Annotated in this window: 13 protein-coding genes; 6 read left to right on the top strand and 7 right to left on the bottom strand. The window is 40.1% G+C overall.

What is annotated here, in order from left to right; all coding sequences use genetic code 11:
* The first annotated feature begins 23 nt into the window (after positions 1-23).
* A complete protein-coding gene (locus D0T08_RS02765) occupies positions 24-2,486 on the top strand; it encodes an AsmA-like C-terminal region-containing protein (protein ID WP_116981030.1) in 2,463 nt (820 codons plus the stop codon).
* Here the strand turns inward: D0T08_RS02765 and D0T08_RS02760 are convergent.
* The 6 genes from D0T08_RS02760 to D0T08_RS02735 all read right to left on the bottom strand — a co-directional run bounded on the left by D0T08_RS02760 (position 2,470) and on the right by D0T08_RS02735 (position 13,199).
* Positions 2,470-3,822 (bottom strand): DUF3748 domain-containing protein, encoded by a 1,353-nt coding sequence (locus D0T08_RS02760; protein ID WP_116981029.1) that lies wholly within the window; start codon positions 3,820-3,822, stop codon positions 2,470-2,472. The two genes, D0T08_RS02765 and D0T08_RS02760, sit on opposite strands and share 17 nt — an antisense overlap.
* Positions 3,823-3,847: 25 nt before the next feature.
* The gene (locus D0T08_RS02755; RefSeq protein ID WP_116981028.1) at positions 3,848-6,070 is read right to left on the bottom strand and encodes a hypothetical protein; all 2,223 of its coding nucleotides are present in this window, start codon (positions 6,068-6,070) and stop codon (positions 3,848-3,850) included.
* Between the two features lie 40 nt (positions 6,071-6,110).
* Entirely contained in the window at positions 6,111-7,289 is a 1,179-nt protein-coding gene (locus tag D0T08_RS02750; protein WP_116981027.1) for an exo-alpha-sialidase, read from the bottom strand.
* Between the two features lie 32 nt (positions 7,290-7,321).
* The gene (locus tag D0T08_RS02745) at positions 7,322-8,380 is read right to left on the bottom strand and encodes a polysaccharide deacetylase family protein (protein ID WP_116981026.1); all 1,059 of its coding nucleotides are present in this window, start codon (positions 8,378-8,380) and stop codon (positions 7,322-7,324) included.
* Positions 8,381-8,395: 15 nt separating this feature from the next.
* Positions 8,396-10,693 carry a two-component regulator propeller domain-containing protein gene (locus D0T08_RS02740; RefSeq protein ID WP_116981025.1) on the bottom strand — a complete coding sequence of 766 codons (2,298 nt, stop codon included), beginning with the start codon at positions 10,691-10,693 and terminating at the stop codon, positions 8,396-8,398.
* A 97-nt stretch (positions 10,694-10,790) separates the two neighbouring features.
* Positions 10,791-13,199, bottom strand: coding sequence for a GH92 family glycosyl hydrolase (locus D0T08_RS02735; RefSeq protein WP_116981024.1), 2,409 nt, complete (start codon positions 13,197-13,199; stop codon positions 10,791-10,793).
* Positions 13,200-13,443: 244 nt separating this feature from the next.
* Here D0T08_RS02735 and D0T08_RS02730 point away from each other — a divergent pair, with 244 nt between their 5' ends.
* Complete coding sequence (locus D0T08_RS02730; protein ID WP_158561177.1) at positions 13,444-14,307, top strand: alpha/beta hydrolase; 864 nt, start codon at positions 13,444-13,446, stop codon at positions 14,305-14,307.
* 143 nt (positions 14,308-14,450) lie between these two features.
* On the opposite strand, the gene D0T08_RS02725 is transcribed toward D0T08_RS02730, so the two are convergent.
* The gene (locus D0T08_RS02725; RefSeq protein ID WP_116981022.1) at positions 14,451-15,611 is read right to left on the bottom strand and encodes a P1 family peptidase; all 1,161 of its coding nucleotides are present in this window, start codon (positions 15,609-15,611) and stop codon (positions 14,451-14,453) included.
* 474 nt (positions 15,612-16,085) lie between these two features.
* Here D0T08_RS02725 and D0T08_RS02720 point away from each other — a divergent pair, with 474 nt between their 5' ends.
* From D0T08_RS02720 to D0T08_RS02705, 4 genes are all read left to right on the top strand, one after another.
* A complete protein-coding gene (locus tag D0T08_RS02720) occupies positions 16,086-16,625 on the top strand; it encodes an RNA polymerase sigma factor (RefSeq protein WP_116981021.1) in 540 nt (179 codons plus the stop codon).
* Between the two features lie 135 nt (positions 16,626-16,760).
* Positions 16,761-20,147: a SusC/RagA family TonB-linked outer membrane protein gene (locus tag D0T08_RS02715; RefSeq protein ID WP_116981020.1), complete on the top strand. Its 3,387-nt coding sequence runs from the start codon at positions 16,761-16,763 to the stop codon at positions 20,145-20,147.
* 21 nt (positions 20,148-20,168) lie between these two features.
* Positions 20,169-21,809 (top strand): SusD/RagB family nutrient-binding outer membrane lipoprotein, encoded by a 1,641-nt coding sequence (locus D0T08_RS02710; RefSeq protein WP_116981019.1) that lies wholly within the window; start codon positions 20,169-20,171, stop codon positions 21,807-21,809.
* 103 nt (positions 21,810-21,912) lie between these two features.
* On the top strand, positions 21,913-23,271 hold the full coding sequence (locus D0T08_RS02705; protein ID WP_116981018.1) for a metallophosphoesterase family protein: 1,359 nt from the start codon (positions 21,913-21,915) through the stop codon (positions 23,269-23,271).
* Positions 23,272-23,289: the final 18 nt, after the last annotated feature.

Here is a 23,289-nt window from a genome sequence, read left to right as displayed (position 1 = left end):
CACACACTATAAAAAATCCTATTATGACATCCAAAATCCTTAAAGTAGTTCTTATTATTTCGGGAAGCTTTATTTTGCTCTTGGCTGGGGTGGGGTTTTGGGTATATTATAATCAGGGAAGTCTTTTTATACGGTTAAAAGACCTCATAAATGAAAAGATTGACGGGACACTTGAAGTAAGAGATTTTAAATTTACTCCCTTTCAGAATGGTGTCGGATTCACTTTCTCATTAATGGGAGTAAAACTCAAAGATAAATACTTTAATCAGCATAAAACTTATCTGGTTGATGCCGCCTCAATTAATGTTACATTAGAAACACAGTCTTTATTCAGAGGCAAGGTGCTGATACATAGTATGAAATTTGCTAATGGCAAACTGAATATCTTCAAGCGAAAAGACGGTTTTACAAATCTTTCTATTTTCTCTCCCGCTAAAAAAGATTCTGCTACAAGTACAAAAAAGACAGATACTGGTACCCTTAGAGATTTAGAAGAGGTATCTTTTACCGATTTTCAGGTGTATTATGCCGATTCGTTAAAAGAGAAGTTTTATGGTGCAGATTTTCATCAGTTTATCAGCAAAGTAGCGTATGAAGATGAAGTCTGGAATATGGATTCGAAAGGAAGTGTATTTTTTAAAGGGTTAATTTTTAATCCAGATAAGGGAGGTTTTCTGACCAATCAGGAAGTGGAACTTCGTTTATCTACACTTTATAAAGAAAAAGAGAAGAAATTGGTTATTGCTCCTTCTGAAATTGAATCAGCTACTAAAGATAGAATACAGCTATCAGGGGAGTTCGATTTTAGTCACGAAGATAGAGTTATCCGTTTAAATTTTAAAACAAAAGAACTCCGCTTAGCCAATGCCAGAAAATTATTGACAGAACATCTTTCGAATACATTAGACCGTATTAAAATAGATCCGCTTGTCAGTGCAGAAGTTCATCTTAACGGAAAACTAGGTGAGCGAATCCCGAAAATAGACATTAATTTCGATGCCCGTGATTTTGAATACCGGCTTCCGGTAGGATTGCTGAAAGAGCTAAGCACCCAAGGTACTTTTACTAACCATGCTGATAGCACTAAACCTGCAGAAGATGCTAATACAAGAATTACAGGTAACAATGTGAGAGGATTGTTTGAAACGATTCCGATACATGGGAAAATAGTCGTCAACGATTTAGAGCAGGCATTAGCAGATATTGATTGTACTTTAGATGCTAGCCCATCCTCTTTGAATGACTTACTTGATCCCGAACGCTATAAGGTGAGAAAAGGTAATGCGCAAATGAAACTTACCTATAAGGGTAATATCAAATCATTCTTTAACAAAGAAACTAAAAAACTCAATGGGTTGCTGTATGGAAGCGTTTCCTTAAACGATTTGGCAATTAGCTACTTACCCCAGAAAGTGACCATTGAGCAGATTAGGGGAGATATAGCTTTTACAGGCGAAGAGGTAAGAATACCTAATATTCAGATATTTGACGGACAGAATAACCTCTACGTTAATGGGCGCATTACCGGAGTATTTCCTTATCTCTATCTGGAAAATAGTCCGCTCAAAGCATTGGTTAATATCAAAATACCGGACTGGCAATTGAATTGGTTAAAAGTATTGTTGAATCTTGATCATTCCCGACCTAAACGGAGTGGCAATTCTAAGTTTACCTTATCGGCCCTATTAGATAAGGCCATTGATAATATTGAGGTAGATGCCACATTGGAAGCCAAACGATTCAGATATAATCGCCTGACTGCTCAGAATCTTAAGGGAAGAATGACTTTGAGCACAGATAAGATTCATTTGCGTAATTTTTCTATGAATGCTTTTGGTGGTACATTTCAGGTATCCGGCGATGTGAATCAGTTACGTTCGGGTAGACCTGTTCAGTTGAATGTGGATGCTAAGTTGACAAATACTGATGTAAAATCTGTTTTTTCTTCTTTCAATAATTTTGGTCAATATACTATGACTGACCGAAATATTCAGGGCAAACTCAGCAGCACTTTTAAGTTCAGTGCTGAATTGAAAAACGATGTTTCTTTAATTCAGAACTCCGTTGATGGAACCTTAACTGTCGATTTAAGAGAGGCAGAAATTATTGATTTTGATCCTTTGCTGAAAATGAAAAAACTGATTTTCAGAAAGCGTCCGTTAGAACATGTGCAATTTGCACCTATCGTGCATGACTTTGTGATTAAAGGAAAAGAGGTAGAAGTGAAAAAAATGCAGATAGAAAGTAATGTGATGACTTTCTTTGTAGATGGCATTTATAGCTTAGGTGATAAAACCGACCTGAATATCCAGATTCCTTTGAGTAATCTGCGTAAAAGGGATTCTACCTACCAGTTCAGAGACTATGACCCGGATAGTATTGGCTCAAATATCTTTTTGAGAGCCGTAGATGAAAACGGGAAAGTAAATATTAAGTACGTGATGAAAAAGAAAGCCCGAAAGATACCTTTCAGAGCTTTCCGATAAATATCTGCTTGGCTTTACCTATCAGTCGATTAAAAGCAATCGTTTTCCCATCGTGTGAAATCACTAAATTCGTTGGCGATGGAACGGTAGACTCTGTTAAGACTTTGTGGCGCTTTTCAAAACCTTCATCGCCCGTTTCACAACTTACGATACTACCATTCCAGACATAATAAATGGTTTTGCCAGATGGGTGCCATCGAAAAAATCCATCCACTTTGCTTGGGTGAAAAGTAAGTTGCGTCAGATTCCTACCCTCAGGGCTAATCGTAAATATTTGTAAATTACCCTTATCGTCTTTAGCTAAAAACGCTATTGATTGTCCATCAGGAGAGCTTCTGACTATACCTACACAACCAGGTTGGTTTGTATCGGCAGTATGCGTAAGGCGTCGTTGAATGGTATTCTTGGGGGGCATAGGCATTGTAGTAGCGGTGCCCTCTAATGGCCCGGATTCACCGGGTACATCAATGGCCTCTGGTATATCTACAATAAAAACCTCATCCACATTTTTACCGTTTTTGTCTTTTACAATTCCGATAAAGGCCCTTGCGATTTGTCTGTTTCCATCAGGTTTTGCGTATCCTTTTGTGCCTACCCAACTATCACCCGCCGCATGGCTGATTTCATCTGAACCGGGTGTAGGATTCGGTGTTACTTTTACTACCAGCGCACTATACCATTCACCCGAAATATTTTCGCCGTGTGCATCTTTCTCTACTACTACCGGATTGATTTTTTTTGATACACCAATAGTACGGAGATTGTGTTTTTCGCCCGTTGAGTCTTCTAAAGCTTTCATCACAGCATCGTTGTAGGTATAGCCAATCCATTGACCATCACCGCTCCATTCGTGACGGTGCGTACCACCTCTTAAAGCCCCTTTGGTATAAGGTGAGGTAATATCACGGGCATCCATAAAGATGCGCTTGCCAGCAATATTTTCATCAATAATTACCCCTGTGCGTCGCCATTGTTGATAAGGATTTTCTTTAGTAATGCTTGGCAAACCATGAATAAAAACTACTGCGTTCTCAAGAGGGGAGTAGCTAACCGCTCCAGCTCCCGGCCCCCAAAGCTGATTGTTTGGGATTTCGTAAATAATTTTCTTTTCGCCTGTTGAAATATTTACTTTTTCAATACGGCCAGATTCCGCAATGCCTCCATCATCTGTTCTTGTATCATACACTAACCATTGATTATCTGGTGAGAAATTATCATTCTGATCTAAATCATGCTGATAGGTGGCATCATCGGTTATTTGTTTCTCGGTCATATACTTCATAGTAGTGCTGCAAGCTGATAGTGAAAAAATAAAGGCCAAAAGTAAATATTTCATAGGTCGCTATTGAAATTTTCTGCAATTACTTCTCTGGTGCACTAATCACACCTTGATATCTCCCGAGCCAATAAGGCAATAACCAGATGTCTCCGGCACTATGCTCTGAAGTGCCGTTGCCACCTTTACGGTCTAGGTTGAACGTATTGCCATTATGACGTTGAATCGGGCTTTCGTCAGGGGGTAAAACTTCTTTAATGGTCTGATTACGGAAGTTAGGCGCAATTTTCTCAATATCTTTGCGGTTGCTGTTCACAATCACCCAATCAACTAAATCTAATGGGTATTCTCTTAAATACCAGGCAGCTTCATTTAAATCAAAGTTTTTAGTGCCTGTCAATGCCGTGAAGATATTCCATGCACCTTCTTTTTCAGGGCGTTCAGCTTCCCAGTGGTCAATAATAGCTCTTTTGTAAGCGGCTTTCAGGGTATCATTAAAGGCATAGCGATACAAACCCCAATAACCTACAAAATACATTTCGTCATCAGAGTGATTCCAACCGTCTGACATGTTTTTGGCATGTGCGTCAGCATCGTCTGCTGCTCTGCCAATAACACTCATCGGGCGCATCAGGTTTTCATAGTAGCCGTGTTTCTTCATCAACTCAAAAGCCTTTTGCTTATATTTCTCCTTTTTAGTGAAATGATAGGCTGTTTGTAGCATAGCTACTATATTCGACGAATTCAATTTTCTATCACCCACATTAATCGGGAAAGAATTAACATATTCAGGATTCCAACGACCCCATTGCGTAGGCTTGCCGTTATAGTCAATCATATACATATTGTTCTTAACGATATGGCTCATTAAGGTATCTATCAAAACAACCGCACGTTTTTTAATCGTTGGCTCTGATATTAATTCGGCCATGGCACCAAAAGCAAAAATATGTCCGATGGCTTCATCGCTACTGGTGGTTGCTTTCCAGTCCCATTCGGCCTCGGGTGAGTGTTGCCAACGCTCCGGGTCAGACAATTGTTCAATATAACCTCTTCTTTCAAATGAGCGCGACGGGAATCCGGGAATACCATTTACCGTATACAAACGTTCCATGGCATCCAATGACTCAATACAGTTTTGTAGCGCCTCGGGGTCTTTAGTAACAGCATATCTGAATATCTCACCTCCCAGATACATTGATGTCCAAAGTCCATCATTATCAGAATCAGACAAATAACCTGTACTTAAATTACCTCTTTCCATGCGGCTAAGGGAAGCATTGAAACCATTGCGAATATGGCGGCTACGCACTTGTTTATCGTAGAACATGGCTTTATCATGTAGCGTCATTTTTTTGAAGCAAATCTGTCCCAGGCCTTCGGTAGTTAATATCAATACCGAATTTTCAGGGCCTTCGGCAATATTAGTTACTATATTGCCCGGTAGCCAGCGCTCGCCATTATAATAATCAAACTTGCCATCGGTACGTAAGGCAAATGCGCCATTGGTTGAGCCAAACCAGAATTTATCTCCAATCGCTTTTACATCGGTGATTTCAGTCGATGGCAATTTCTGGTTTTTACTGCTGATTTGCTTTTTAGTAGCATCCAGTGTAATAATACCGTCATTCGTACCTATGATGAGCTTTTTACCATTGGTATCAAAAGAGGTAAAGCCAGTTCCTTCATAAACTCTGGTTAGTTTTAAACCTGCCAGGGTGGATAAAGACTTTTTGCCCAGAATCCAGAAAGTATCTGTATTAGCCTGATAGCGGATGCTCACTACTTCGTCACCACTTAAAGAACCTTTCCAAAGCGTAGTGACATCTTTTATTAATTGCAGAGACTTACCATCTGAAACAAGAAAGGTAAAGTCTTTGCCTCCTGCAAAGAGACTGGCGTTACCTAGTTCATGTTTGCTGAGTAATTTACCTGCCCAGGCATTGCTTAAAACTGTTTTGTTATCAAGCAATACAAACTGATTCTGGTAGCTGCTTAAGCCTTGTATTTTTTTGTCGCCAAGAGTACGATAGGTTTTATCAGCTACGATAGTGCCGGGATATAGGAATTGTCCATCATGAGGTTGTAGCAGTCCTTCCGACGAAAATATTTTGATAGAACCATTTCTATCGCTGGCCACCTCAATCAGTTTGGTATTATTTGACTTCAGGTAATATTTTATACTATAATCCTGCAAGAAAGGTTTATCACGATACACGGGTTGTGTTGTCTTTGGAGTCAGGTTTTGCGCATAGGAGGCAAAGCCTATCATCGATAATCCAATGAAAATGTAAGAAGAAAACTTCATAAGTATGTAAGGTAATTGATTAATGTGTGCGTTAACAGGACTATTTGATTTTCTGTGGGTCAACCACAGCATATTTAATTGATTTCTGATTCTTTTCTACATGATGCGAATATGTCATATGCAAAAGACCATCTTTTGTCTGAATCAATGATGGATAAGAGAATCCACCTTTTTTAGGGTCATGGTCTTCCATCCGTATTTTCCATTTCCAGGTTTTGCCCTCATCGTCTGATAAAAACAGACTCAGACGATAGCGCCCGTCATAAATATCATTACCTAAAAATGCCCATCTGCCATCCTTCAATACCAATAACTCTACACTGGCAGTATTTGGAATATCCATTTTAACCGATGCAGACCAGGTTTCACCTTTGTCACTCGATTCGCTATAATGTACTCGTGGTGGACTATCTCCACTGTCACGCATATAGGCTACCAGATTGCCATTTTTCTTTAGTACTATAGCGGGCTGAATTGGGCCACGACCTACCAAAGGCAGACTTGACCGCCAGGTTGTTCCATTATCTTCTGATATTGCCATCATCGACATATTGAAACCATCAGAGTAAAGGGGTAAAACAATGCGCCCGTTAGGCATCAATAACGGTTTAATTCTGGTCATCCACCCGATGCTGCGTTTGGTGGCATCTTTGCTGGCTTCAATAATCATATTATCATATTCAGGCGCATAGCCTGCCCATCCATGGTGAGTGTCGGGTAGGCTTTTCAGTTTAGCTGCTACTTCATTAGCAAAATCATCGTTTGGCTTTAACAGAATATTATCCTGCCAGTTCCATATAGGTGCATCACTTTGATTATAGTCAGTTGATGTTTTAAATCTGAGAATTGATTGTTCCCATTTATTGGCTTGTACGGCAATCCAAACCAGAAACAATTTATTCTCCTGATTGAGGAATAAGACGGGGTTACAATCAGGAATATTAGGCGTATCAGCCATCAAAAAAGGTTCACTCCAAGTTGTTGCGCCTTTCTTTAACCTTGCGCCCAGGATTCTGACATCATCAGCGGTTCGTTCGCCACTTCCCTGAAACCAGACTGCCAGAAAATCACCATTAGGTAAACCGACTATGCTGCTACCGTGTACGTGTTTTTCCTGTGGAGGGAAAATCAACATTGAATTGATAATTGCAGGGTTTTGTGCCTGTAATTGTTGAGAACAGACGATTATGAATAGGATGTATGAAAGCGTTTTTTTCATTAAAACATCAATACAATTAAAAATGGATTTATTTATTTCACCTTCTTACGTCTCTCCAACAATTCGCGGAAAGTAGTCAGAATAATGCCCTCTGATTCGATATAAGCCTTTAATTCTGGACTCATCATCGATAGCATATCTGCATATCTTGAGCCACCCGAACCACTGATTTGTTTAAACTCATCGGTAATATCGCTGCTATGGACAATTAACATGGCCACGCCAGGTTGCATGCTTTTAAGAGTCTCAATAAATTTCTGTGCTTTGTATCTCCCCCATTCTTCGGGCGTGGCATTACCTTCCGGTTTCCAGTCTCCGCTGAAAGTGTGTAGGTCGTCCAAGACTGGCAGACCGGCTTTCCATATCATTTCGCCAACTGGTTTAGTTTGTTTAAGCATGGCTGGTACGGGTAGTTCCATGCCCTCTTTCCATTGCCCTTTCGCTTTCAGACTTTTGATTAAAGGGGCATTCTGGCACTCAATCAATAATTTATTATTGCCTCCCGGAAACATGACCGGAATGCCATACTCAACACCGACTTTTATATAACGCTCCAAAAAGGCCTGACTGGCAAAGAGCGTACCCATGTGCGAATCCAGGTGTGTAGGTTTCAAACCGATTTTCAAGGCTCGTTCCACCTGAGCTCTGATTTCCTTTTCTACCTCGTCAGCCGAAGCATTTTTTACTACCTGCTCTACGGTGTGCCACATACAGGCTTCTTCATCTACCAGACCTGGGGCATGCTGGAATCCGGCTACAGGTGCCCAGCGATAATCTTTCCATTCTGAGGTCAATGTAAGGTGAAGTCCTGCATCCAGATTCGGATTTTTTTTCTGAATATAGTTTTTAATGAAGCTAGGTGCCCATCCGCAAGGCATCATGATGCTACAGGAGGTAGCTACTCCTTGCTCGATGGACTTAATAGCTCCCTGATTGGAAGAGTAAGACATTCCACAATCATCTACATGGAAAATCACTACTTTTTTACCTTTCGGAAAGCCGAGCTTTTCAGCATAAGTTTCCTGGGCTTGGGTATGTATAACTGATACCAACAAAAAGCAGAGTAATAATTGAATTTTTAGCTTAATCATGAGTGTAAAAATTATTTATTGAATCATATCTAAATATCGTCCCATCCAGTAAGGTAGTAACCAAAACACCGGTTCTCTTTCTACCTGTGGGTCGCCGCCTCTTGCATCCCACGGATTTTTATCCCAACGAACAGTTTTTCTGATACTGGCAGGTGGTAGCTTTGAAACCTGTAATTCATCCAGAACAATACTTCTTACCAGTTGAATGTCTTCGCGTTTGGTATGGTCTATATGCCAATCTACCAGGTCAAGCGGCGTATCCTTCAGAAATTCTACTGAATTCGCAATTTCTGTTTGTTTATTGCGTGAATAGCAATAGATGAAATTAATCAAAGGATTATGATCGGCTTTTCGTTTTTCAAACCATTGGTCTATATGTTTCTCAAAGAAAGCTTTACGCTCCGGGTCAGTTTCACATTTCAATAGTATAGGATAAAGGTAAGCCTGCAGAATAGTATCGAAATATATAAACCATGCCCTATTCTGATTGGGTACCTCGGCCATATTCTCCAGATAATGCTCTTCATTTATTAATCTCAGATAATGTTTCTGATACTTTTCGTCTTTGGTGATATAATGGGCGAATTTCAGAAAAGTCAGCATTTCCATTGAGTTCTGTGCCTTATCTGGTGCCCATTCAGGATCTCGATTCAACTGGTCTGGCGACCAAACAGACCAACGGGTTGGCTTGCCATCAATATCTATAAAATTGAAATTATGTTTAATCAGATAATCGACAATGTTTGACACATGCTTTCTGATAATTGCCTTTTCGGCTTCATCGGCTACTAATTCATAATAAAAGAAATAGCCAAACATATGTCCGCACATTTCGTCGCTGCTGGTATCACCCTTCCATAACCATTTTCCATCTTTAGATTTTCTCCATCGTACTTCAACAGGTTTAAAGCGCGGTTCTTTAACAGATTCATCTGCCAATTGGTGAGACGTAAAAGTTCGGTTGCCATCATGTACAAAATTCCAGGTGGATGGTACGATGGTACGGGCAAAGAAACCTTCAGTATCCGTAACTTCCTGCAGGAGTTTTAAGAAACTAAATGCTTTTCGGGCATTTTCTTTAGCTTCCGGACTTTTCGTAGCAGCATATCTGAAAGATTCCATTGCCAGATAATTACCAGTATATTCACCATCATTATCATCATCTTCCGGCTGCCATGACGTAGTATCACCTGGAATGCGTAAATGCGCTTGTCCCGCAATCCATGGGGCACGGATATGGCGCCTCATGGTCACATCCATGAAAAAATCATTCTTTTGTGCCAATGTCATTTGTCTTCTTTTAATGACACTTACACCCTTTGGTGTGGCAACCCAAGCATTACCATTCGCATCAAAAGCTATATCGTTTACATGATCATCTAACAACCATCTTCGGCTAAAAAGCATAGAATAAGTACTATCGGGCTTGTCACTATGCGGTTTATAACGTACAAGCCCCTGTTCTGTGCCGACCCATAAAGTGCCATCAGGGGCATTGTCTATACAGGTGACAAAAACTGTAGGCAGACCTTGCTGTGGTGTAATCTCTCTTAATTTAGTTTCATTTTGAATGATACTTACGCCACCTAAACCACCTGCCCAAAGATGCTGATTGCTATCTAATGCAACACCTTTGATATATCCGCTTATTACTTTGTCCTTATTACGGTAGTATTTGGTTTCTTTAGCAGAGGTATGATATAAACCTACATCACTGGCAATCCATAAACCACCTTCATTATCAGAAATAACATCTCTGATAGAGCGGGGTAGTTGGTAATCCTCTTTATTTGATTGAGGCTTGTTGAATGTTTTTCCATCAAATAGCCAGATGCCATTTGGGCTTAACGCATATACACCCTCTTTTGCTATACATATAGCTGAAACAGGAGCAGTTACACCTGTCAGCTTTTCTAATTTAGTGTCTTTATATCTATAAATGCCATTCCATGTACCTATCCATATATTTGATTCTGCATCTTCTTCTACTGAATAGGCCGGGCCTTTATCTTCTCCGGTTTGGATAGATGTCCAGATCAGTTCATTTGGTTTTTTCATAAAAATACCCGAAGCTGTGGCCGCCCAGACATTTTGCGCCTTGTCAACCGTTATGCTTCTTACCTCATTTTCTTCTGCATCAGTGCTTATCGGATAGGCTTCATGATACTCCTGCCAGAATGGTTGGTCTTTATAAGTTGTTTCTATGCTTTGTTTCTCTGATGATTTGCAGGCGTACATAGAAAAAGCTACTCCTATACTTAGAGTTAAGTAGAGAAGAGTTTTTTTACAGGTGTTTTTCAGAGAAATATGCATATTATTATTCAAAATTTATGTTTAACTACAGAGTGACACTAAGCGAACGTCGCCCGATTTGCACAAGTAGTAATTGAACAATCCCTAAATCACTCAATTATTTACTAAATGAATATGGCAGCGCGTCCCTGCCTATACCCCAGGATTTATTGGGTGTTGCTCCCATCTCAAAAACTAATTCACCCCCTGCCATAATCTCCGACTGGTCGATATAAGTACGGTTGAACGGCTTACCATTCAAAGTAGCCGACTGAATATAAATATTTTTGGCGCTATTGTTTTTGGCAACTATGCTGAATGTTTTATTGTCCTTTACTTTGATTTCTACTTCTTCGAATAATGGGCTGCCGATGACATATTGGCTACTACCAGGAGTAAATGGATAAATACCCATACTACTCAAGACAAACCAAGACGATAGTGAACCCATGTCCTCATTTCCACACAACCCACCCGGACCGGTGCGATAGAGTTTTTGCATGATTTCACGGGTACGCATCTGGGTTTTCCAAGGGGCAGAGGCATAGTTATAAAGATAAGCTACATGATGTGATGGTTGATTACCCTGCACATATTGTCCGATAGTTCCTACTACGCCCACATATTTAGGCTCACTGATAGAAGCATCCATTTCGAAAAAGGTATCCAGACGTTTGTTGAAAGCTTCCTCACCACCTAAAAGATTTACCAGACCTTTCGCATCATGCTGAACAGACCATAGGTATTGCCAGGCATTTGATTCGGTATAATGGCGCATCGGGCGACGACCAACCAATAGAGGGTCGAAATATTGGTAGTATCTGTGATTGCCAACAAACACGGTATCTTGTTCGTTATTGCCTTTTTCCGGTAGCCATGATCCATCTTTTTTACGTGGGCGCATGAATTGGGTGTCTGAGTCATACACATTTTTGTAGTTTTGTGCGCGCTTATAGAATAGCTCGGCATCTGCTTTTTTGCCCAAAGCTTCTGCCAATCGGGCAATGCACCAGTCGTTGTAGGCTAATTCTAAGGTGTTAGGGACTGATTCGGTGACCACATCACAAGGGGCATAGCCTACGCTCATATAATCAGTCAATCCCGAGCGGCCTGCTGATGCCGGGAATGGAGCAGGTGGAAGCTCCAATGCCTTGCGTTTCATAGCGTTGTAAAGACCTTCAATATCCCAATCTCTATATCCTTTTATATAGGCATCTACAATTACAGGCACCAGATGGTCGCCGACCATGCCTTGTCCGAATACATTTCTGAAATGCTGCGCCGGTAACCAACCGTATTCTGAAGTTTTAGCCGCAATAGATTTTACGAGGTCATTTACATGATTCGGAGCGATGATTGTCAACAAAGGGTGCTGGCTTCGATAAGTATCCCAGCAGGAGAAGTTGGGATAGAAGTCGTAGCCTTTGGCCGTATGCACTTTGTTATCCATACCCATATATTGCCCGTCTACATCTTGCCCGATGTACTGAGCTAAAATGCTACGATATACGGCTGTATAGAAAATTTGTTTCTGTGCCTCGTTATCGGTAGTAACCTCTACTCTCTGTAATTCTTCATTCCATGCTTTACGAGCATCATCTTTTACTTTGTCAAAATCCCAGTCGGGCAATTCAGTTTGCAGATTCTTTCTGGCACCTTCAAGATTGACGAATGAGATAGCCACTTTGACTAATATCTGTTCATTTTCTTTGGTTGTATAGCTGACAAACGCCCCTACATTCAAACCTTTTTCTTCATTCTTATAAGGCCAGAAACCCTCTGCCGATTCGGGTGTATTATAGTCTGAATCCCAGGTGCCATAGTAATCAAATGGTCGGCTGAATTTGGCTACAAAATAAATTATTGTCCCATTGGCATCTTTATAGCCCTCAATGGTTGAATCGCCAACGATTTTAAACATTGAATAGCCACTCTTATCATCATTCCCAATCTCATGACCCAGGTCCAGCAAAATATTAGAACGTCTTGCTTTCGGAAAAGTATAGCGGTGCATACCTACACGTTTGGTAGTTGTCAGTTCAGCTTTGATATGGTCGTCTTTGAGTAATACACTATAATATCCCGGGGAAGCACTTTCATCTGCCTTATTATATCTTGACCGATAGCCAGAATCAGGATTTTCTTTTGAACCCGGACTAGTCTGAATTTTATCATTTACGGTAGGCATTAACAAAATATCACCTCCTGATGTCATACCCACACCACTGAAATGCGTATGACTGAATCCCATAATCGAGCTATCGGCATAACTATAGCCGCTGCTGTAGGTCCAGCCTTGGGTATCATGGTCGGGGCTTAACTGCACCATCCCAAAAGGCGTAACTGCCCCGGGAAAAGTATGTCCGAAATAATCTGTACCTATAAATGGGTCTACATAATCAACGGTTTCTTTATCAGCTTCGCCAGAGCAGGATTGGATACTTAAAGCAACAGCGATACAGATAACAGAGAGCCATATAAAGCGTATTTTTTTTAGGATTGAATATTTTTTAGGACTGGTGTTCATACAAAGCAAGATAGCTTAGGTGGTTTGTTTTAGATTAATTACTTCAACAAGGCGATTCAAGACTATTGATTGAAGAAAAAAAACAATAATTCCGGCGTTTTGGAGTTGATAAAAAGAATTGAGCGATTTAGCGAATGAGCGATTGAGTGATTAAAATTGTAAGAATTACTGACTATATCTCTGTTAAGCCTCGTATACTATTCCCTTTTCTATTTTTTAAACTTAAGCTATGATTATTAAACGTATGCATCAAATATTTTTAAGCCTTGCTGTTGTTATGTTAGCTTCTACCCAAACATGGAGCAAAAACTTTGAGAATTTTTTCGGACAGGATACTACTTATATCCAACATCTGAATTTAAAATATGGTCCTGCTGAGGGTAATGGTAATTTATTAGACCTTTATCTCCCTAAGACTCATTCAGCCAATACAAAGCTGATAGTGTATGTACATGGTGGTTCCTGGAAGTGGGGAAGTAAGAATGATTTTCCGAAGATATTGGTTAGTACCCTTACTTCACAAGGCTATGGGGTGGCGGCTATCAATTATCGTTTGTTGAGAGAGGGGAAAAACCGTTTCCCTGCGCAAATTGAGGATGTAAAAAATGCGATTGCTTTCCTGACAGCCAAAGCATCTAACTATGGTTACAATGGTAAAGAGTTTGCTCTATTGGGTGTGAGTGCGGGGGCACACCTTTCCTTATTATATACTTATAAACATGATACCCAAAAGCAGATAAAGACGGTAATAGATATAGTAGGGCCAACGGATTTAACTGATAAGATTTTTAGAGACAATCCAACAGCTAGTAATACAATTAATCAATTCTTAGGTGATACTAATCCACAGGCAACTATTGCCATTGATGCCAGTCCTATTTATCACCTGAAAAAAGAAACGGGTGTACCCACCATAATTTTTCATGGCGAAAGTGATGAATTGGTAAATGTGAATCAATCGAAAGAATTGTATAAGAAATTACAATCATTAGGCATCAAATCACAATTGGAATTATATCCTGGTGAAACGCATGAAATGCGGAAGAGTTTGTTTAGTATTTATACGAAATTGGGAGCTTGGTTGCAGCAGGTCTATCAGGCGAAATAAAATTATATTATTTTGTAGAGACGTATTGCTATACGTCTCAAGGGCCTATGCAATCTAATAGATTGGATATGGATAGACGCGAAACCAGAAGATAATTCATTGTTACTGATATATCTTTGGAGACGTATTGCAATACGTCTCTACTATTTTTTCTCATCTAATCTATTATATTTCTTCATAATAACTTTCAGTCTATCATGAGGAATACCAAAATATTTATTACCATTAATGCCCTCCATATCTTCGGCGGCTACTAAGGCGTTGATGATAGCTTCTTCCGTGGCCTGAACAGTTGCTTCAAAAACAGGGTCAAGCTCCCATTTCGGTAGTACTTTCCAGGTTTCTGTCTTATCCTTATTATATATAGGCGTGGCAGTAGAAAAAGCCAGAAAAATTTCACCTGAACCATGATGCGAAAATGTACCCGTGCGGGCAATGCCATGTGTTACTCTTTTGGCTATCAGTTTTAATTGATTGGGTAGAAGCGGAGCATCTGTTCCAACAATGGCTATGATAGACCCATCTTTGCGGTTCTCACGATTGACAATGGGCTGTAAATCCTGAATTTCTTTGCCTACAGGTACGCCTGCTACAGTCAACTCATCCCGTCTGCCGAAGTTGGCTTGCACAAATACCCCTAATGTATATTGAATAGAATCAATAGTAAATACTCTTGAAGCCGTGCCATTACCACCTTTAAAGCTATAGAGCGCCATACCTGTGCCACCACCCACATTGCCTTCCGCTATTTTCCTGTCTTGGGCTTTATCTAAGGCTTCAAATACATGCTCCTTTTTTACATGAAAGCCGCTTATGTCATTCAATACCCCATCCCATGTTTCGCCTACGGTTGGGAGTCCGAACGAAAAATCGACAAAATCTCCTTTTGAGAACTTTTTATAACTCCATTCGCCAATCGCATCTTTTACGATACCCACGCTATTCGTGTTGGTAATGCCAATAGCTCCATAGCCAGTACCAAAATCATCAATATAGGGTAGACCAGTCAGTTCGCCATCACCATTCAATGAAAACCAAGCGGCCGGGTAGTTTGCATCTGTTTTGCCTTTGGGTAGAATAACTGTAACACCGGTTCGGACTGGGCCTTTTCCTACTTTTAATTCGCCGGAGCCACTGATTAATGTTTTATAGCCGACTTCAACACCAGGGACATCGGTAATAGCATTGTAGGGCCCGGTTATTCCATCGAACGGAATACCTAAATCTCTTGCTCTGGGTTTCTGAGCTAGTAATTGAGAGGAAAGAATAGATAGTAATAAAAAGAGTAAATATGATTTTTTCATAGTTCGTCGTGATACAGTTTTATAGTTTATGTATTAAAGATAACAGAAATGTTCTGAGCTGAAAAGATTAGGTAATTTCCTTTATTAGACGGCGTTAATTTTATCAAACTATTACCAAAATATCTTCCAATTTTAGGTAAAAGTTAATTATTGAGGGTCGTGCGCTTTTTGAGGATTATTTTACGTAATATGCGAATATAGTCTATCAAAAACCTAGTATATTTATTTCATAATTATTCAGCCTTAGTTTAGTAAAGCCAAACACAGAGTATCAACTGCCAATTTTACAGGTCTCTTAGTAAATAATCATTGTGTTTTTATAGCCTTTTAAAAATTTCGCATCTCATGCAATGGCAAATTTACGGTTGAATTGATTTAGTATTATTGTGAGATTATTTTGTATTTATTTGCGTTTACCTGAACACTCTTTTTATCAATATAATTTTAACACCTATCCTTAAATATAGCTTACGCATGGAAGCACTAGATCACATAATTATGAAAGTCGCCGAGGGTGACAGTACGGCCTTTACTAAATTATATAATCACTACAAAGAGCCGGGTATCCGATTTTCGATGGCTATTGTGAAAGATGAAGAGGAAGCAGAAAATATGCTGCATGAAGTTTTTATCAAAATCTGGAATCGCAGAGAACAGATTAATCCTGAGCTGAACTTCAATTCTTATATCTTTACCTGCTTACGCAACCTGGCTTTCGATTATCTGAAAAAAATGGAAAGAAGCCAGACCATGCAACATCAGTATCTACAAATGATGGAAGATGACCACCACAGAAACTCAGATACTGAAGAAGCAAAAATAGTTTTGCTGCGTAATGCTATGAATAGTCTTCCGGCTAAACGTAAGATGATTCTGAAACTAAATGTGGAAGACGGGAAGTCGTATCAGGAGATTGCCGAAATGATGCGAATCTCTAAGAATACCGTTAAGAATCAGCTGGTTAAGGCAAAGCAGTACCTGCGTGGCAGCGTAGATCTGGCTTTAGCTCTCTAATGTATTTCTTCTATTTAAAATTTATATAATCATTACACAAACCCAGTAGTACATTTTACCACTTAAACAGTAATTCAGTTAAATTCAAAAATAAACTTGAGTTACAATTCTATCTTCACTTTAAAAAATTATATTATGAAGTTAAACTTTACTCTCCGAAGCATGCTTAGGGGGCTGGTTTTTTTCGGTTTCCTGTTAGGAGCTTGCGCTCCGACAGTATGGGCTCAGACCCGGACTGTTACAGGTAAAGTAACATCCAAAGAGGATGGAGCTGCCATGCCCGGTGTAAACGTCCTGTTAAAAGGTACTCAAAAAGGTACAAGCACTAATGCTACCGGAAACTACTCTATCGAAGTAGGTAGCAATGCTGTTTTAGTTTTTTCATTTGTTGGTTATGAAGCCACAGAAATTCCGGTAGGAAACAGAAGCACTGTTGATCTAGCAATGGATTTAAGTGCTGAAAGTCTGAAAGAGGTGGTTGTAACTGCCTTGGGTATCAAACGTGAAGAAAAATCGCTTGGTTATTCTGTAGGTAAAGTAGATGGCAAAGATCTGAGCCGTATTTCTAACGAAAACGTGTTGAACGCTATGTCGGGTAAAGTTGCCGGAGTAGCTATCAACTCAACTGGTGCAACTGGTTCGTCGGTAAGTATGGTTATCAGAGGTGCCAAATCGTTGAGCAACGATAACCAACCATTATTTGTGATTGACGGTGTACCTATTATCAATACCCTGAACAACGTAAGCCAGATTGGTGGTGATAACCGTGTTGACTACGGTAATGCGATTTCTGACTTAAACCCTGAGAACGTTGAAAGTATCTCTATCCTGAAAGGGCCAAGTGCGGCTGCCCTTTATGGTTCAAGAGCGGGTAATGGTGTGGTAATCATTACTACTAAGAATGGCTCGAAAGCGAAGAAAATGACTGTAAACCTGACTACTAATACAGTTTTTGATAATCCGTACCGTTTCCTTGATTTACATTCTAAATATGCAACTGGTATTCTTCCTTTCACACCAGATAACAACCCTTATCCGGGTGGTGTGTTAATCATTGATGAAGGTTCAGCCGGTGGTGTGGGCCCTGAGTTGGACAAAGGCTATAAAGCTATTCAATGGAACAGCCCTAAAGATGCCAATGGTAAACAAATTCCAACTGAGTTGGTTTCTCACCCAAATAACATCAGAGATTTCGTTCAGACAGGTATCACTACTACTAATGGTATCTCAATTGCTAACAGCAATGATTTTGTAAACTACCGTGTGGCTTACTCAAACATGACTAACCGTGGTATTATTCCGGGTTCTGATTTGTTCAAAAACTCATTAGCCGTTGCTACTTCATTGAAATTAAGCAATAAATTAAGAATAAGCACTAATATTGATTTAAGTCGTAACAACTCTAACAACCGTCCGGCAGGTGAAAGAGGTGCTAACCCATTGCAATGGGCCTACGCAGTATCTCCGCATATCGACATCAATGAGTTGAAAGATTATTGGGTTCCAGGACAAGAGGGTTTGCAACAAAAATCACAATCACCTAAAAACTATAACAATCCGTGGTTCCTGGCGCATGAAGTAAGAAACGCTTTTGAAAGAAACCGTTTGTTTGGTAACATCAAAGCAGATTACCAGATTACTCCTGAGTTAAGCTTAATGGGTAGATACTCAGTAGATACTTATGGTGAAGAGCGTGAAACTAAAATTGGTAATAGCTATACTGCAGAGCCTCGTGGTGCTTATGGGGTTATTAATCTGAAACGTTTTGAAAGCAACGCCGATGTGTTGGCCACTTATAACAAAAACGTGAAAGATTTCTCATTTTCAATATCAGCAGGAGCCAACGCACGTAATACCAATTATCAGGATGTTACGAATAGAAGCCGTAATGGTACTGGTTTGATTATTCCGGGCTTGTATACTTTACAGAATATTTCTCCTGCTAACCTTGACTATTCAAGTTTTCTTTCAAGAAAAGTGGTTTATAGTGCTTATGGAATGGCAAATATCGGTTTCAAAGATATGTTATTCTTAGACCTGACCGGAAGAAACGATTGGTCGAGTACTTTGCCTGCTTCTAATCGTTCTTATTTCTACCCTGCGGCTTCATTGAGCTTATTAGTGAACGAATTGTTCCAGACTTCATCTCAGAATCTTAATATGTTGAAAGTAAGAGCGGGTGTAGCACAGGTAGGTAATGATACAAACCCTTATGCCTTGTTGAATACGCTGGCTAATAACGAAGCATGGAACGGTATTACCCGTTTGTCGAAATCAGGTACTATTCTATTACCTGACTTGAAACCTGAAATCTCTACTTCGTATGAAGTTGGTGCCGATTTAACTATGTTCAAAAACAAGTTGAGAGTATCTGGTACTTATTACATGGTTGAAAACAGAAACCAAATTATCCCAACCAAATTGCCTCCATCAACAGGTTATACTTCTAAAAACATCAACGCAGGTTTATTAGTAAGTAGAGGTACTGAGATCACAGTTGGAGGTACTCCATTTGAGAAAAATGGTTGGAGATTGGATCTGACTGCTAACTTCTACAGAAACAGAACGGTTATCAAAGAATTAAGCCCTGGTCTTGATTTTTATACACTTTGGACAGATGCTAAAGGTGGTGCATGGACATACGTAGGCGAAACTATCGGTGATATCTATGACTCTGAATTAGTAACAGTTAAAGACCCATCTTCTAAATATTTCGGTTATCCTATCTTAGATGAAAACGGTTCCTGGCAGGCAGTTAGTGCGAGCAATACCCGTAACAAAATCGGTAACTTCAACCCTGATTTTATCTTAGGCTTTCAGGCTTCACTGACTTATAAAAACTTCAGCCTGAATGCTACATTCGACTGGAGACAAGGTGGTGACTTCGTTTCTCAAACGTATCGTTATGGTGAGTCTGACCTGAAATCTCAACGTTTCCTGGATAACCTGATTAATCCAAACGGTTTAACAGGCGATGCGCTTCGTAACTATCTGGTTGATAACGATTTAGTAAGAGTAGTAGGTAACAAATTTAATATCGTAGGTGGCCCTACTGCTGCTTATGGTGGTTATCCTTTCGAATACGGTGGCAATACTTATATGTATGGTGTGTTTAACCCTGGCGTAATTGCTCAATACAACGAAGCTGGTCAAATCACTGGCTATACAGAAAACTTAGGTGGCCCTGGTACTAAAATTATTCCTTACGGAGATAACTATCCTTGGGATTTCACAAGAGCTGCCTTGTTTGATGCTTCTTATATCAAATTAAGAGAGATATCATTAGGCTACGAAATACCAAGCGGTTTCGTAAAGAGATTAGGTATGCAAAGTGCTAATATCTCGGTATATAGCCGTAACATCATGCTTTGGACAGCTGCTAAAATCGGTATCGATCCAGAAATGGCGTTCCAACCGCAAGCAGGTGCGCAGGCTGGTACTCAGTTCAAACAAGGTATCGAAAGATATAACGTTACTCCTTGGGTGATTCCGGTTGGATTTAAACTTGGTTTAACATTCTAAAAATCTTAAACATTGAAATAGATGAAAAGGAGTTATAAAAAAATTATTGCATTAGTCTTTCTGTTTACGAGTTTCTTCTCTTGCGAAGACCTGACAGAAGTGAACAATAACCCGAACGGGATTCAACCTGATTTGGTGAACCCGAACCTTGTGTTGCCAACTGTATTGACAGAAGCGGCAAAAGCCTATGTAAACCTTGGATATCAGGATATAGCAGGTGTAGTACAACACACACAAAAAGATGCATGGTCGTCTGGGCATAATGATTATGACTGGGGTGGCAATCAAAGCTGGAGCGGCTACTACGATATTTTGCGTAATAACCAACTGGTATACGACAGAGCGGTAGCTGAGAAGCTTGAGTTTCATCAAGGTGTAGCTTTAGTAATGAAATCTTTCATGTTTGGTTTAATTACCGACTTGTGGGGTGATGCACCTTATAACACTGCCTTAAAAGGTGAGTTAGGTAAAACTGAAGATATTCTACCTGCTTTCGATAGTCAAGAAGCTATCTACACAGGTATTCTGGCTGATCTGGAAAAAGCGAATACACTTCTATCAAAATCAAAAGCTGAGTATTCGAGTATTGTAGACAACGTAGATGTTTACTTTGCAGGTGACCCTACTAAATGGAGAAAAATGGCTAACTCTTTGGCATTACGTTATTATATGCGTATTTCAGCTAAAAAAGCAGATGTAGCTAAAGCAGGTATTGAGAAGATTGTTGGTAATGCCGCACAATACCCGATCATGACTGTAAACTCTGATGATGCAACGATGAGCTTCCCGGGTACAAGTGATGGTACTTCGTGGCCGGCTAATGCAGTTTATGATGCCAGTGGTAGCAATTACCGTCGTATCAAAATGGCAGGTACATTTGTTGAAACATTACAAGCTTTAAAAGACCCACGCTTAGCTATCTGGGCTAATAAAGTTGAGGTACCGTTAGTAGTAGATGCGAAATTGCCTGCAGGTACTGATAAAATCGAAGGTGGTAAAAGATATTTATCGCCTGATAAAGTGGGTAACACAGTAGTTGATACCGACCCTGAGTATGTAGGTATTCCTACCAGCTTCTCAGCGTTGCCATCAGCTTATAACCTGAACCCAACTCCTGGTCAAACTTCGTTTAACCCGCACGTATCATTCCTGAACGATATTTACAAAGCAGCTACAGGCCCATTATTAAAAGCCCGTTTGATATCGGCGGCTGAAGTAAACTTCATTCTTGCAGAAGCAGCGTTCAAAGGCTGGAATGCAGGTGATGCAAAAGCACGTTACGAAGCAGGTGTAAGAGCCTCATTAAATACCTGGACAGTAGGTGGCACAGCTAACGCTTATCTGGCTAATCCTGGTGTGGCTTATGATGGTACTTTAAAACAAATCATCGAACAAAAATGGATTGCAAGCTGGACAGCCGCTACTGAATCGTGGTTTGATTTCAGAAGAACAGGTTTACCTGCCTTGAAAGCCGGCCCTGCTGCCAAACGTCAGGCATTACCGGTTAGATTCTATTATATGCAAGACGAGCTGAATATTAATAAAACAAATACAAGCGCAGCTTTAGACAAACTAGAAGTAACCAACTTCTCGCAAGCTGACGGAAAAAATAGTGCATGGTCGAAACCTTGGATTGTTCAAGGTACCGGAAAACCTTGGTAATAGTAGATTGTTTTAAAATAAAGATTAGGGGCGGTACTTTGTGACCGCCTCTAATTTATTAAAGAGCAGGTTTTGAAATGCTCTGAACCTAAACCTCTGAAATATGAATTTTATCAGCAAAAAGATATTCACGATTTTTTGTTTTTTTATTTGTAGTAGTAGTTTCCACACAGCTTTTTCTCAATCCCATAGTCATCCTCATCCGCATGACCACGCTGCATCGCTGAACATGGACGTAAAAGTCCTGTTTCCGTCAGCCACACCAGACCGCATTATACTAAATCTGACCGCAACGCCTGAAACTTCGATAGGAGTGAACTGGCGTACAGATACCACTATTACCAAAGGCGAAATACAAGTAGCCATAGCCACAGACGGCACACAGTTTCTGAAAAATGTGCGTACCATTTATGCTACCTCAGAATACCTCAAAGTCAAATATCAGCAGGAACCCGAAGTGCAAGCCTATTACCATTCTGGCGTTATCGAAAATTTAGAACCGGGTGGTTTGTATGTGTATAGGGTGGGGTATGAGAAACAATGGAGCGAATGGTTCCAGTTTCGTATGCCATCGAAAGACCCAAATCGCGCAATTTCGTTTTTGTACTTTGGCGATGCCCAGAACGATGTAAAATCATTATGGTCAAGAGTTATCAGAGAGGCTTACAAAACTATGCCTGAAGTGAATTTTATGTTGCATGCCGGAGACCTCATTAACCGCAACGACCACGATGTAGAGTGGGGCGAGTGGTTCTATGCAGGTTCATATATCCATTCAACTGTACCAAGTGTGATGACACCGGGTAACCACGAATATGGCAAAGGTAAATTATCACCACAATGGAGACCGCAATTTACACTACCAACTAATGGACCAAAAGGTCTGGAAGAAACCTGCTACGAGGTGAATTATGCTGACCTGAAAGTGATTTCTCTGAATGCTGAAGAGATTGATGAATCAGAGCATTATGCTACTGCACAAGCTAAATGGTTAGACTCGGTATTGAGTCATAACCCGCGTAAATGGACTGCGATTACACTTCATTATCCATTTTATTCAACCAAACCTAATCGTGATAATATAGAATTACGTAAGCGATTCAAGCCAATTCTCGATAAACACAAGGTTGATATAGTATTGCAGGGCCACGACCATGCTTATGGGCGAGGAATGGTAAGTAATACGGTAAACGTACAAGGCAATAAAAATCAGGCATCAGGCACAGTATATGTTGTATCAGTTTCAGGGCCTAAGATGTATGATATATCTAATGACCCCTGGATGAGCCGCAAGGCAAGCAATACTCAATTGTTCCAGTTGCTTACGGTAAAAGGGAATGTATTGACTTACAAAGCTTTTACGGCTACCGGAGAATTGTATGATGCTTTTGATTTACAGAAGCAACCGGGTAAGGCTAATCTTTTAGTGAACAAAATTCCTAAAACGCCTGAGAAGAATTGATTTTAGCGAAGTTATGAT

This window comes from Emticicia sp. C21 (assembly GCF_003418935.1).
Taxonomy (GTDB): domain Bacteria; phylum Bacteroidota; class Bacteroidia; order Cytophagales; family Spirosomataceae; genus Emticicia.
Note: the sequence above shows the minus strand (reverse complement) of the source record. Positions and strands in the feature narration are given on the sequence as shown.